We start from the raw sequence: 16,242 nt of genomic DNA, 5'->3' as shown, positions 1-16,242 counted from the left end.
CCTTTACGGTTCTCTTAGTGCATTTGCTTTGGCTCGTAATAATGGTTTAAGCCAGTAATTTAAAACTGTTTTTTGACCGGTCAAAATATCTGTAGAAGCTTGCATTCCAGGGATAATTGGCCAGCCATTGAGCTGAGTTTCATCTGTTTTTATGTGCGCCTCATAATAGGTGGTGCCATCTTCTAGTTGCTGGGCATCTGGACTGACATAAATCACCTCACCTTTAATGCCACCATAAATGACAAAATCATAAGCGGTGAATTTCACCATGGCTTGCAGTCCAGTATGGACAAATGCGATGTCCTTAGGCGCTATTTGGCTTTCAATAATCAGTTGATCATCTTGCGGCACTATTTCCATGATAACTTGCCCCGGTTCAACCACTTGACCGGCGGAGCGCACCAGAATATTCGACACGCTACCTGTGACTGGCGTAGTGATTTGGGTGCGTTCGAGCCTATCGGCTAGCGCTTTCATGTTTTCGGTTAACGCTGAGAGTTCGTTACTGGTTTTATTGCGCTCATCGGTCATGCGATTAATAAAATCGAGTGCCACATTGCGACGCTCTGCAACCGCTTGACTGATCGCGGCCTGAAGCTGTCTTTCACTGGCTTGCGAGGCAGATAATTCTCCCTGTAAACGAACCGCGTCTCGCTCAAGTTTTAATAGTTCAAGTTCGGCAACGGCGCCTTCACTAACCGCTTCACGGGTCATACGGATTTCTTGTTTCGCCATGCTAAGACCACTGCGTTGAGCCTCAATATTAATATTCACTTCTTCTTTGGCTTGGCGTTTTTGCTCGACGATTTGCGCTGTTTGATCTAATTGCGATATTAGTTGTGAGAGTTGCGATGAGTATATTGCTTGAGCACGACGATTGGCTGAAGGGTCTGCAATCTCAAACAGTTGCGGACTGACTTGCACTTGTGAAAACCATAATGGTTCATTGTCATTGATTTGCACACTTTCAAGTAATGCTTCTAATCGTGTGAGTTGGTTTTTTAAGGCAACGCTATTGAGTCTTGCCTCATGGAATGCCGAGGCAAATCGTAACTCATCTATCACTAATAAAGTTTGCCCCGCATTAACGGTATCTCCTTCTTTGACTAAAATTTCTTTTAAGCTGCCGCCATCTAAACTTTCTATTTGCTGAACGGCTGTGGCTGGCACCACTTTGCCTTCGCCAACCACCACCTCTTCTAAGGTGGCGAAGGCTGCCCAAGTAATCGTGGCCAAAAGCAAGGCTACAGTCAGCATGATGACAGTGTTGGCACGTTTTGCCCCTTCAAGGTGTTTGATGTGCATGTTGGCACTCATGATTTCACCTCATTGCTTGTATGTTGGCGCACATTGACCGCTTTAATTCGGCGCTTACTGGGCTCAATAAATTCACTGGCAGATTTCTCGCCGATTATCGCCCCTTTATCCATCACTATGATGCGATCACAAAGGCTCAATACTTTGGGGTTATGGGATGAGATTAGCAGGGTGCAATCAGCCGTATTCATTTTCAGGCTACTGATAATTTGTGTTTCACTGCGCTCATCCATGGCACTTGTTGGCTCATCTAATATCAGTAGTTTAGGTTGTCTGAGTAAAGTACGGCAAAGGGCAATAGCTTGACGTTGTCCGCCCGATAATTGGCGGCCAAATTCACCCACTTGGCTGTTTAAACCACTGCCGAGCCTATCCATTAACTTATCGATACCCGTATTCATCATGGTTTTAGCCAGTAATGCTTCATCCACGTGTTGGAGCCCGTAAAGTAAGTTGTCTAGGACGGTGCCATAGACTAAACAGGGTTGCTGACTCATATAGCCGATATGGTCACGAAGTCGATTAACGGACCATTGTTGCGCTTCGAGTTGATTGTAAAAAAGTTGACCTTCATTTAATTGATACTGCCCTGCAATGAGTGCCAGTAATGTTGATTTTCCCGCACCTGCGGGGCCATAAAAGCCGACTTTTTCTCCTGCTTTGATATCAAGGGATATGTCATTAAATGCAGTTAGTGGCTGCTCAGGGTAACTGAAACTTGCGTGTCGTAGATGTAGGCTGCCATTAAATGGGAATTGCGACACACTCATCGATTGCTGCTGGTTTTCTTGGGGTAAAGACAAGATAGATTCAACCGAAGTAATTGCTGAGCGAGTCTGTTGGTATTTTAGTAATAGCATGGCTATTTGATTGATAGCACTTGAGGCGCGTCCGCTGAGCATGACGATGGCGATAAGCCCGCCCATGCTCAAGTTACCCTGATGAATTTGATAAACGCCAGTAATAATCAGGCCAATGGACACTAGCTGCTGACAATTCATCACACTATGGCTTAGGGTATTTGAGCTAATACGAGACTCATTTTGCCAATCTGCAAGACTACTGACGGTTTCATGCCAAATACGTGAGGCTTTAGCTTGACCGTTATTTTGTTTAATTTCGGCTAGCATATTTAGGCTTTCGACTAGATGTGCTTGGCGCTGAGTAGACAGTTTTGATGATTCTTCTATGGTCACTGATAAGCGCTTTTGCATAAAAACACTCAGTAAAATAAGTACGACCATGCAGGTTAATGGCACAAACACCATGACGCCACCTAACCATGCAATTAAAAGCAAAAACAATAGGGTAAAAGGTAAATCCACTGCTGTGACAAGGGTAACTGATGTGATGAAGTCACGAATGCTATCAAATTCTTGTAATTGTTTAGCGAAAGCCCCTGATGATGCAGGGCGGTTTTCAAGCCGCATTCCGACGACTTTTTCAAATAATGTGCTTGAAAGTTTAATATCAACTTGCTTGCCAGCGACGTCAGCAAGACGGGTACGAGCTTGGCGCAGTAACCAGTCAAAAACAATCGCAATGGATGCACCGCTAGCGAGGACCCATAAGGTATCAATGGCTTGGTTGGGCACAACGCGGTCATACACATTCATGGTAAATAATGGTGTGACTAAGGCGAGTAAATTAATGGCCAGAGAACCAATCAGAAAACTGCCGTAAAACGGTTTTACTTCATCAAATGCGGCTAAAAGCCAATGTCTTTTGGTCTCTTTGTGGTGCTCAGTACCTCGCTCGTCGAGTTGTTCGAGTGGCTTGAGATACCAACACAGGCTGTTTTTTTGAGGAAACTGTTGGCTTAATTGTTTGGGTGAGATTGTTGATTGTTCACCAGCAGCATTGAGTAAGGAAAAACCTGCAGCTTGTTTTTGGGTAATGAGAAAAACCTGTTGATTAGCATCGGTCAGGAGTGCAGGTAGCGCTAAATGTTGGCTATCAATTTTTTGTGAAGCAGCGTCCAAGCTTATTTTGGCCATCGCCGTGGTGAGTTGGATGGCGATGTCTTTTTGTACGGGCAGTGCTTGCTGCACTTGTTCAGTGCTAATGCTTAAACCAAAGTGAGCTTTGGCTAATACTAGAATATTAACTAAGGCTTCATGTTGAGCTATATCGGCATGACTGCTATCTGTAACTGACATTGTAATATTGCGTATCCTTATGCATTTTTAGTTTTTGATTCTAGCTTTGATTTAATAAGGCCTGATGGGCGGCTAATTGGTTTATTTCATCCAATTCAGTTTGGCTTAAATGGACATCTGTTTGCACATCGAATAATGAGATATCTTGCTGATGTGCTATGGACTGTTTTATCGCATCAGTGAGCGCTAATAGGTTTTCAGCCTCTGTTTGATTCTCTGATGTTGCATTCATTTGGGTGTCGTCTGGAATTGGCTGTATCTCATCAAAACCTGGCTGCTGAATAAGCTTGTCATATGAATAAGTTTGCTGCATATCGATTGATAATTGGCTGGTTGACTCAATCGTTATTGTTGATAAACCTTCATTGGGCAGTGCTTGTTCCAACAACTCTTGCGCTACTGGGCTCATTTCATTGAATAGGGCTAAGTTATTATCGAGATGACTAAAAATAAGCTCTACAGTTTGAGCTTCAGCGTCGGTAATAGGTTGCGGATCTTGATATCCGTATTCAGGTTTACCGCTGAGCAATGGTTCAGGTTCTGGTTCAGATTCTGGTTGAAACTCTAGTTCAGATTCTGGTTGAAAGTTTGGTTCAGACCCTGGTTCAAAGTCGGGCTCAGAATCTAAGGTAAATTTATTGTAGTCATTGGACGCTACAGGGGGCATTGTATCTTGATGAATCGGTATGTCATCTGATATGACTGGTTCATCAATAGGTAAAATTGCGTCTATAGGTTGGCTTGATAATGGGTTACGCGACTGCTCATATTGATAACGAGCGACGGTTTGTTCCATTAACTCGATTTCAGCAAATACAGCTGCGGCAGTTGGAGTCAGGTTTCGATAGCCATGTTCATAATGCCGCACTTGCTCAAATTGTGCTCTTTCATGCATTTTTTGCATGATATCGAGCTGCATCATCTCTAGCGCTGCTTCATCATTAAATGGGTGGACTATCGGATCGTCGAGTTCCGCTGGCTGGGTAACCGTCATCGCCATTGCCATATTGAAAGCTGAAGCATAGGCGGCATTCGCTGCAAATGCATTAGCCACAACGGCGTTGCTATCAACGGTAATGGTGATGGTTTCAAGCTCACCATCGGCCACATCAGAACCTAATGTCGCAATCGGATCGAGTGATAAGGTAATTGTTTCCCCGTCTGTCGCACCGCTTAATGTAAGCCCTGCGACATCTTCAATATTAACAATCCATTTGTTGCCTTGTTTTTCACCTTTCGAAAGCGTCATGCCATCCGATAGGCCAAGAATCGTTAATGTTGCGGTTTCATTTGGTGCAGGGTTTTGCAGCTCTAAGCCCAAGTTTAAAGCGATATTGTCAGTTTGATTGGTCGTGAAGTCGGCAAATTGCGTCCAAATAGGCGGATCGACCTCTGGGGTTAATTCAATATCAAAGGACACGGTTTGACTTTGGCTTCTGTCGAGCTCTTCCGAGCCGAGGACTTCCGCTGTATCAATACTGGAAATTGCCATTTCAACATTGAGCGTACCAAAGGCAAGTTCACCAGGTAATATTTTGACTTCTGCTAAGCTGACTGCTTCAACAATTAAGCTGGCGATATATCCATCTGAACCATTGGCGGTTAAAGCGACAAATTGCCCATCAATTTCTACTCCTTCAAGGTCGACAAGGGCACTGGCGTCACTGGAGGTGATTAGAAAATCAACAACAAAGAATTCACTCCCATCGAGATTAAGTAGTTCTGCGGCAATTTCTACTTTGATGTCATCGCCCTCATTACCCGTATAATCGTCTGGAGCAGAAATGATTTGTACGCCATCTGCGACAGGGCTGACGCCAACAATAAAGTCCATTGAGGTAGTCACAAAATCATCTGTGCCTAACTCTTGGGTGATGATGGATAAAGACAGTGGCATATCACCGTTAAAGTTGTGTGGAGGCTTAACGACTATGCTATCTAGTTGATCGGGTGTGACAGTCCAATAGGTTGTCGGAGTACCATTGAGTTGACCGCCATCAGCGCCATTGTTTGGCAGAATGTGTAAATCACCACCTGCATCTTGGTAATAGACAGTCGCCCCTTCTGGCACGCCATTAAGAGTGATGTATTGCACCTCTGAACCATCTAAATCAATTAAGCCGATAACTGAGCTATTAATACCACTAAGCAAAATATCGGTATCTTCTGAACCGTTGATAGTGATTAGGCCTGCTGGAATGTCAGCAGCGTCGGTTACAGGGTTTACATGAATCGTAATAGTGTCACTGAAATTGGTGGGATCGATGACATCTGCTGAGTCAATATCAGCGGTGTCACTGACTGCACCTGATATCTGTAACCTAAAGTCTCCACTTAAATGCTCGGGAGGCGAAAATTGTAATAAGGCCAGCGCTGAATTTAATGCAGCATTGGTAGAACCTGTGAATTCCCATGTATCTGTGGTGCCAGACTTTAATTGGAATAATCCTGAGTTATCAATTAGCTGACCACCATCGAGCAGTTGAATGGTGAATAATTGGGCGGGATTATCAAGCACCACTTTCTCAACACCACCATTATCAGCAGTTGGATCTAGATCCTCATAAGTAAGGAATAAGCCAAGTGGTGTCGGATCGTCCTCATCCATAGTATCAACTAATACATCTAGCGATAGGCCATCAGCGATAGGGGAGATATTAATATCCAGACTCTGGCTATCATCAACTAGGGTATCACCACTGAGTGAGTCCGTTGCAATAATGCGAATAGGGATGACCATATCTCCGGCAAAGTCGTCGGCAACATTGTGCAGTGTGAGGTTACTTAATGATGCTGTGGTAAAGACATATTCAATCACGTTTTCACCGCTGGCATCATAAAGCGCAATGACATCACTGCCACTGAAATAGCCCCCTTGTGGGAGATCGCTAGCAAGTACTCTAAAGTTAATCACATCATTATTATCGCTCGTGATGGATAGGTTTAAGTGGCCAGCAAAACTGATGGCGTTATCTTCGGTAGCCTCTACGGTCGTCGATTGCAGTGCCGTCACAGTTGAAGCTGTTGAGGTTGAAGTGGGTTGATCAAAGGTGACAAAAATATTGGCTGAAATAACTTCTGGGTCATCTCTATCTAGCACTCTGGCTTCTACAAGGATAGCTTGAAAGAGTGTGATGTGGTCACTTGATATGGTCATTCCTTCTAAAATCGCCAGTGATTGTTCTTGAACTGAGTCACTGGTCATATTATTGCTAGGAATTATCCATCGGCCATCACCGTCGTTAATTGCGCCATTTGGATGGGTGACATACCAGCCGTCAGCACTTGGCATTGTAATAACGATATAGTCGAGTACTTCAGAGCCATCAATATCACCATCAAAAAACACAATATCATCGCCAATGGTAATTGGTTGGCCATCTGGACTATAAAGGACGGTGTTGTTCACCTGTAATCGTGTGATGCCTTCTACAACGGCATCGACTTCAATAGAAAGCTGACTCGCGATATCTTGAACCGACGTTTCTCCTGTATCAGAGGTGTCGGTAATTTGATAAATAACGTCTAATGAGAAAGTACCGTCAGCATCTTGTGGTGGCAGTACGGCTAAGCGTCCCGAGTTGAGTAACTCTATTAATGTTGGGCTAAATTCATCGGTAAGTTCAGATAGTAATAGGCCTGAACTGCCCACGGTTATTTCGGCGCCATCGAATAAGTAAATGATCCCCTCACTAGAAGGAAAGATCGTCATATCTGTGATGCTTTCACTACCGTCAGTATCGGCTAATAAAGCCGGTATTAAACTCAGTACAATAGGTTGATCTTCTTTGCCATTGCTGGTGGTAGTTAATGTTGCGGATGTTTCATCAATTACTGGGGCAATATCAATATTGAGATTGAGTTCGTATTGCGCACTATCGCCATCTAATTCGGTGCTTTCGACAAATAGTTGTAAGTTAATTTGACCACTAAAATCTTCAGCGGGTCTGATTGACAGTGCAGATAACTCTGCTGCTGTAACGCTATAAATAGGTGCTGAATCGTCAAAACCGACTACGGGTAAATTAACAATCTGGCCATTGCTGTCGACAAAGTTTGCACCGTCAGGCAAGCCCACAATGCGTAAGCTTAAACTTTCTGAGCCATCATCATCTGAGCTAATTACCGTAAATGATAGTGGAATATCAGTGTCCTCATTGAACGCCGCCACTGAATTGATATTACCATCATTGGTAATTTCCCAGACTGTGGGATCTGAGGTGATGGTAGGCGCATCATTGGCGACACCGGTGAGAGCTATCGTTATGGTTTGTGGGGCACTGTAATTGGGGTTGGGATTGATAATACTGTCTACTGGATCGATACCATCCTGGGAAGTTTCTGTCGCATAGCTGCGAACCGAAATAGTAAAGTCGCCAAGATTTGCAGAGCTTGCGTCTGCTAAAGGCACTAGCATGGCTTCTGGACTGGCAAAAAGATCGTCTACCGAGACAGTCCACACATTGTTGCCTAAATGGATAGCGCTTGGGGCATCAATCTGCCACCCATCTGGTAAGGTTAATTCAAAGTGGAGGCTTTCAGAGCCAGATGTATCGGTTAATTCGCCAAATAAAATTGTGTTTAAAGCGATAGGCTGATCTTCTTGACCATTGATATCACGAGTCACCAATGTGGGGGCGTCAGCAATTGGGGTGACATTGATGGTGATTGTTTCATTGGGGCTTTGCGCAGTATCGCCATTATCAGGCTCAGTCGAGATGGCTCTGACATCAAAGCTATATTGGCCCGCTAAATTTTCACCGACTGTAGCTTGTAATAATGCTAATTCATCTGCACTGATTTCTTGGCCATTGGCGATAGAGAATTGCACGCCTTCACTGTTTGTACTGGTGAGCTGAATACCTAGTGCAATATTGAAAATGACATAGGTCATGACCTCAGAGCCCTGAGCATCAATACCAACCACATCCTTAGTACTGGCTGACAGGCTTATATTGAAAGCACCATCATCTTCATTGACATCATAGGTAAACTGGCTGGTGTTTTCCCATTCAGGTGTATCGGCAACAGAGGCGATAGTCAACGGAACTTCAGTCGAGATTGACGGCTTGTTATTAATATTGACTGTGATTTCAGCGTTGATGGTTAAAGTTGCATCCGAGGCGTCTTCAGGAGGATGGAACACTAAGTCACCACTAGGGATCGCTATACCAAGGTTACTGATCAACAGATCTCCACCACTCAAGATATAGTTCCCATCGGCATCTAGGCTGACAGGTTGGCCATCTAATGTGAGTGTGCCACCTGCTAAAGATGCTTTGTTGATGACAATGCTTTGAATGATTTCCCCTTCATCAATATCACCAGGCAAGGCGACGATAGATAAAGCCCCTGGTGTATCTTCGGTATAATTGGGGTTGAGCACCTTGATAGAGCCTGCTTTATCGTTAGCCGTGATGGTGAGGTTATCAATGACGGTATCACCATCAGTATCGGTGACATATACCTGAACCACTTCACTATAAAACAGTTCATCATATTCAAAAATCATACTGGTTACTGTGGCTTTACCGTTGGCGGTAATCACTAACGTTCCGTACTTAACTCCGGTATCGGTAAAGAGTTCAACGGAATCGCCTGCTGAATATTCTGTGCCTTTGTATATAAATTTACTGACTTGTGCTCCATCAGCGCCTTGTTGTTTTTGATTAAACAAATTAACACTGTGGTCAGCATTGTTTTCTTCGGTAAAGGTGAGTGATGAGTCATGCTGAATGGGGACATCATCTTGAACATTGATATGTATCGTTTGACTGTTTGAGGTATCGCTATCGGCATCGGTTGCGATAACGTCAAAGCTGATAGTTAAGGTATTTTCACCATCGCCATCAGGATGATCTATGGCCTCAAATTGCTCAAATTCAACTTTACCATTGGCGTTAAATCGCACTCTAAATACTTCACTACTGTCTCCGGCTCTAATGGCGGTATACCAGCCGTTACCATCAGCAAAATTACTGAGTAATATTGACTGCCCACTACTGGTATAAGCCCCAAAAGTAAAGCTGGGATCAATTTCAATACTACTGATATCATCACTGCCATTATCGATATTTAATACCGCACTGCTAAGGACGCTGTTGTTGTCGACTAGCTCACCTTCGTCGATTGTTAAGATGAGCGAAGAAGGCAGACTTGGAGATTCACCATCGTAAATATCGATAGAAATAATGGCGTTTATATCTGTGTTGTCGCTGTCGGTTGCGACAACATCGACGTTGATTTTGCTTTCAACCCCCGAGCCTGCGATGTTATCAATTGGGCCTAACATACGCATTTCAAAATCAATTTGAGCTGTGGACTCGGCATCGATATGGATGTCTGTTGGCAGGCTCATTCTGAACACAACAGTTCCGTCAGCTGTTTGTCCTTCTGCTGTTGCCCCGTCATTAGATATCACCCAATACACGAGTGACCCATTTTGAGTCACATCATTATTGTCTGCATCTACAACCACGTCGCCATCGGTAATGGCAAATTTGATATCGACGATGGGGTCGCCTTTAGCACTGATATTAATAAAGCCACTAGCACGGTTATCAACGCCTGGAGTAACGCTAGGCAGCTCGCTAATTTGCACTGTGATACCTGTAATTTCACCTGCTTCATCATCTTTTACTGTCAACGTCATCGTGGCTTGTGTTGTATCGCCATCATTATCAGTTATGAATAAGCCAAAGTTGATGTCGTCAGTATCAATTTGATCAAAAGGTTGATGGAGCGTTGTTGTATAGCCATGAGATAAAGTGTCAGATTCAGTATTCCAGCCATTGTCGATCGCAATGGTAAATATTGGTTGAGAAGGATCGCCAGTATGTGCGGTCAGCGTTAATCCATCAGCGGATAAGTCAAATTGAATTACTTCACCGCCAACGGTGAGCTCAGGAAGCTGGTCAATATCAAACCCTAATGTGTCGATAGCATCGGCACCGACTTGAATATCAAACTGACCTGTTTGGGCAATAGGTGTTCCTATGAGATTTGTTTCATCAAAAATCAAGGTTTCAATATTATTGATAGCTGCATCATTGCCATCTTGTATGTTCCATTTAAGGTTACCTAAATCGATATGACTGCCATCAATATCATTGGCATCGATTAATGTGGCTAATTCCAGTGATTCAGCACTGTAATGATCTAATGGCCTAGTTAATGTCATTACCGCTGTCACATCGACATCATCGCCATTACTGACAGCAGAAAGAGATAAGGTAAATACAGTGACTCCATTTGCAGATGCAGTGATGGTTTTAGCATCTGGACTGAGGATATAACTGAGACTGTCGCCATTAGATGTTAGTCCTAATGCGGTTAATGGGATTAATGATAAACTACTAAACACCACAGAACTGGCGACGATGGAGTCTGAACCTGCGGAAATGGTAAAAGAGCGTGAGTCTGTATTAGGGGAGTTGATAATCGCTTCTGCAGTCGAAAAGCTGGCATCACTCATGTTACCAATTGCACCGTCAGCGATGATAATGGTACTGGTTGCAGATGCAATACTGCCGTCAAAGTCCGTAACTGTGTAGTCAAAACTTATGGATTGTTCTACGGTGTTATCTAGATTGTCACTTGCCTCAAATCGCCAAAAGCCATTGTATAAAACCGTTAATTCACCTTTACCTGTATCAATAACAGCTGGAGAGCCTTCTAATACGGGGTAATCGATGCCATTAAATGTGACGGTTTCGACGACCAGTGGGCCTTCGATAGTATAATCGTTACCAGTTATCGAGCCCGTCATAGCGGTATCTTCAATGGCTGTGAAGTGATCGTCAATGGCTAATTCAGGGGTATCTTTTACATGCAGTATGGCGTAAGTGATGATTTGCTCAGTTGTGCCATCTGTATCCGTTTGCAGCCCCTCAACTCGAATTAATGTGGATAAATTACCTGTAGCAGGGTTATCCAGCGTTTGATAAAGGGTAACGTCGAGTTCGGTTCCGATAAGCGTCGCTTCAAGGACGAGTTCGTTATCTCCATCCCTAAAAACTTGGAAAGACAGGCCGTTTGGCGCGATCACAATCGACAAGTCTTGGCCATTAGATTGGTTTTGTAAAAGGAAGGATTGGTCAGTTGATAATGTCAGGTCGGCATTAAGAATATCAAAACTAAACTGGGCACTTGTTTGATTGTTAATGTTTAACACTAACTCATATAAATAACCATCATCAGGAATATCTAAATACGGCATTTCATCTGTAGCGGTATTCCCTGCAAGGTCGGTCACACTGACACTCATCTGCCAACTTACACGTTGATCTAATCCATCTACATCTAAGGTTTCATCAAACTCCCAAGTGCCATCGGCCTTAACATCAGTAGTAAATGTTTTGGTGGTGACTCCATCAGTTAGCGTTAGAGTGACTGTTTGGCCTTCTTCTGCACCTGTTGTGGTACCAGATAAAGATGATTCTCGACCATAGGTAAATAACCCGACGTCAAACCCATCTGCGTCAGTATCGATATCAATGGTTACTTGAGTATCTATAAGAAGTTGATCCGTTGCGCTGGCGGTATTTCCCGCGACATCGGTTGCCGTTGCTGATGCTGTTAAAATACCGTCAACAAAACCTAATGCGGCTAGATCTTGCGCTGAAATGGTCCACGTACCGTCACTATTGACCGTGGTGATGATGCTGGTGGAAGTATTATTCGCATCCGTCAGCGTGACAGTCACATCTTGTCCTGCTTCAATATTAGTGACGGTTCCGCTAACAACGACGGCCAAAAGCTCAGTTTGGTTAATGATATCGTCGTTATCTATGATGTTAATTGTGATGATAGCCGTGGTATCAACGGGTAACTGAGTTGTCGCAGTGGTAGGGTTGCCAGCATCATCGTTAACACTTGCTGTGACTTCTAAAGAGCCATCATCAAAACCTGATAAGTCTTGAGCAGCAAGTTGCCAAACTCCAGCAATGACTTGTGTGGTTAACGTTAGACTATGGCCTTGATTATCGGTAATGACAACGGTGACGGTTTGGTTGTCTTCAACATCGGTTACCGTGCCCTGAATAACCACTTGTGTCATTTCAGTGGCGTTAATGACACCATCATTATCAAGGATTTCAACCGTGATATCGGCAAGAATATCGACAGGTAACTGAGCAGTGGAAGTAGCAGGATTACCTGCAATATCGTTTACGGTTGCTGTGACCTCTAAAGAGCCATCATCAAAATCTGATAGGTCTTGGGCTGGTAATTGCCAGATCCCACCATTGACTTGAGCTGTTAACGTGAGGCTATGCCCTTGGTTATCAGTGAGATTTATCGTTACGGTTTGACCATCTTCGATATGGGTAACCGTCCCTTGAATCACCACTTGAGTCATTTCGGCGGCATTAATCACGCCATCGCTATCAATGATTTCAACAGTGATTTCGGCAAGGGTATCTTTGGCTACGGTATTGTTGCCAATACTTGGATTGCCTTCAACGTCAATGGATAAGGCTCTTAGGCTGAGTTCACCTTCTGCTAGTGAAGATAAATCTAGATTATCTAACTGCCATTGGCCATCAACAACTGTCGTATTGAAAATAAGGCGTAAGCCATTAATATCGGTGACCCATATAAGTACGTTCTGACCATCTTCAATATTAAGTGCTTCACCTCGTAAAGTCGTTGTGGAGACTTCAGTCGCATTGAGCGTATTGTCATCGTCGACAGCTTCTATGGTGACAGCAGCAAGGGAGTCTTTGGTGACAATCGTAGAGGTTGAGGCTGGGTTACCTGCGATATCAACGGTGCTAACGGCAAACTGGATATCGCCATCAACGAGTGAAGAGATATCGGCATTATCAATTTGCCAATTTCCCGCTGTGATAGTGGTGGTAAAAGTTAACGATGTACCCAAAGAGTCAGTGACGATAATCGTCACGCTTTGGCCGTCTTCGACATCATTAACTTGCCCTGAAAAATCTAACCGTAGCATTTCAAAACGATTAATAATGTCATCACGGCCAGTGTCGACGTCGATATTAATGTCAGCAAGAATATCGACAGGTAACTGCGTTGCTGCCGTTGCAGGGTTACCTGCAAGATCGCTTACCTGCGCAGTTACGAACAGTGACCCATCATCAAAACTTGATAAATCTTGCGCAGCGAGTTGCCATTCTCCGTTTGAGACTATCGCGGTTAACGTTAGTGTATTACCTTGATTATCAAAGAGCAGTACGGTGACCGTTTGGCCATCTTCAACATTCGTCACAGTCCCTTGAATCACCACTTGAGTCATTTCAGCGGCATTAATCACGCCATCATTATCAATAATTTCAACACTAATACTTGCTAGGGTATCAATCGGGAGTGGTAATGATGAGCTTGCAGTATTTCCTGCAATATCTGTGACGGTGGCGGTTGCCACTAACGAGTTTTGATCAAAGGCTGACAGATCTTGTGAAGGTAGGGCCCAAAGTCCGTTAATCACAGAGGTTGTTATCGTTCGTGTGTTACCTAAATCATCGGTTAAATTGATGATAACAGTTTGACCATCTTCTACATTCGCTACGCTACCATGAAAATATACGTTAGTGATTTCTGTTGAATTGATAACACCATCATTATCCAGAAAATCGATACTAATCTCTGCGGTGGTATCGACTGGCATCGATGTCGTCGTCGTAGCAAGGTTGCCAGCGATATCACTGACTTCAGCGATAACGATTAGAGTGCCATCATCAAAATGACTTAAATCTTGGGCAGGCAATGACCATTGGCCATTAATGACAGTGGTCGTGAGTGTTAATGCATTGCCGTGAGCATCACTTACTCTTACTGTGACGATTTGGCCATCTTCAACTTTAGATACACTACCTTGTATGCCGACTTGTGTTTGTTCTGCTGCATTGATAACGCCATCATTATCGATAATGTCAACGGTGATCCCTGCTTGGGTATCTTTGATAATGGTATTACTACCAAATGCAGGGTTACCTTCTGCATCAATTGCCACGGCATAAAGGTGCAATACCCCGTCTGCTAAATCTGAAGCATCTAAGCCTGATAAACTCCAGATACCATGAGTGATTTCTGATGACAGGGTGAATACTTGCCCTAAACTATCAGTGATAGTGATGAAGATTTTTTGCCCATCTTCAATATTATTGGCAATACCAAAAATAGTATTGAGGTCATCAATTTCTTGCTGGTTTAATAGGTTGTCTGAGTCAATGACATTAATGGTGACATTGGCGATGGTATCTTTAATCACAGTAGTTGAAGCACTGGCTGGATTGCCTGCTAAGTCTGTTGTATCGACATCAAATCGCAACTCTCCATCAACTAAAGCTTCAATATCTGCGTTATCTATTTGCCATGCGCCATTAATAACTTGGGTGGTAAAGGTTAATACTTGGCCATTGATATCGGTAATTGTGATGGTGACAGTCTGGCCATCTTCGACATCAACCACACGACCTGAGAAATCGAGCTTTTTCATCTCGAACCGATTAACAAATTCGTCATTGCCTGTATCAACGCTAATATCAATATTCGCAAGGATATCAATAGGATCTGCTGTAGTGGCAGCAATAGGGTTACCCGCTATATCAATAACTTCAGCGGTTGCTGTGAGTGAACCTTGATCAAAGTCGGAAAGGTCTTGAGCATCAAGCTGCCAAGCACCACTCATTACCGTAGTTGACATTGTGCGAGAATGACCGCTGGCATCAGTTAACGTCACAAGCACTGTCTGACCATCTTCGACGTTAGTGACGTTACCTTTGATGGTGACAGATATAATTTCTGCAGCATTGATAACATTATCATTGTCTTCAATTTCAATGGTAATGCTGGCGAGGGTATCTTTAATGGTTTGATCCGTTGCTGGTGCAGCTTCCCCTTGATAGGTTGGTGCACTGATTTCTGCGGTAATCAGTCCTTCAGCTAGGGTTGATATATCAAGCCCATTCACTTGCCATGACTCATTCATCACCAATACTGACAATACAATTTGCTGACCCTGGATATCCGTTAGCGTGAGCTGGAGTACTTGCCCATTTCGAGCATCGAGTGCTTGTCCATTGATATCGACCGTAGGGACTTCAAACTGGTTTAAATAGCCGTCGTTTGCATCTTCAATATTGACAGATAAAGTTAACGTTAAAAAAGTATCTTGGCTGCCAACAAGGGAATTGATTGAGTCAGTAGAATTGAATTGTTCATCGCCTTGAGTGTCGTAACCAGATTGGGCAATGAGCGCATTATATCGAGTTTGAATGATTTGGTAGAAGTAGTTAAGCCCGCTATTACTGACATTATTACTGTTCTCGCCAGAAGTATTTGAACTGATAGAAACGGGTTCAGTCGAACTATCTTGAGCCGGGCTATTTTGCAGCCCTTCGTCTTTGGCTGAATTAATCAGTAATGAATTAGGCAGCAAAACGCTTTGTTGGTCGACAACAATATAAGGGACGCTGTCTGCATTAATAAAAATACTTTCAGCATTGACGTCATGAACGGTTAATTCATTGCTGACGTTATCTAGCGTAACCGCATGCCATTGACCATCGTTCGCTACAGCGAAAATGCTTGAGCCAATTTTAACGTAGTACAACACATCTACACCATCAACAATCATTTGCATTCCTTAATTTCAATCCATTGTTGTCAGTAATCAAATACGTTTACCGCTTATGACGAGGATCACCAACAAATTAAGCGCAATTTAAAGCATAAACCTTGTTTTTTAAATTTTAAAGCGATGATGAAATATTCACCTGTTTTGATTCATAAAGATACA

At 43.4% G+C, this 16,242-nt stretch carries 3 protein-coding genes; all 3 read right to left on the bottom strand.

Going from position 1 to position 16,242, the window contains the following annotated elements; genetic code table 11:
• Positions 1-3: 3 nt before the first annotated feature.
• Genes AN944_RS05390 through AN944_RS05380 form a run of 3 tightly spaced genes read right to left on the bottom strand, consistent with a single transcriptional unit; the run spans position 4 to position 16,080 of the window.
• Positions 4-1,317 carry an HlyD family type I secretion periplasmic adaptor subunit gene (locus AN944_RS05390; protein ID WP_055023571.1) on the bottom strand — a complete coding sequence of 438 codons (1,314 nt, stop codon included), beginning with the start codon at positions 1,315-1,317 and terminating at the stop codon, positions 4-6.
• Positions 1,314-3,476, bottom strand: a complete 2,163-nt coding sequence (locus tag AN944_RS05385) for a type I secretion system permease/ATPase (protein ID WP_055023570.1) — start codon at positions 3,474-3,476, stop codon at positions 1,314-1,316. Before AN944_RS05385 ends, AN944_RS05390 begins: the two co-directional genes overlap by 4 nt.
• Positions 3,477-3,516: 40 nt before the next feature.
• Positions 3,517-16,080 (bottom strand): hypothetical protein, encoded by a 12,564-nt coding sequence (locus tag AN944_RS05380; RefSeq protein WP_055023569.1) that lies wholly within the window; start codon positions 16,078-16,080, stop codon positions 3,517-3,519.
• Between the last annotated feature and the right edge of the window lie 162 nt (positions 16,081-16,242).

Source organism: Shewanella sp. P1-14-1 (assembly GCF_001401775.1).
GTDB lineage: Bacteria > Pseudomonadota > Gammaproteobacteria > Enterobacterales > Shewanellaceae > Shewanella > Shewanella japonica.
The sequence above is the reverse complement of the archived record's forward strand: the minus strand, read 5'-3'. Positions and strand labels throughout refer to the sequence as shown.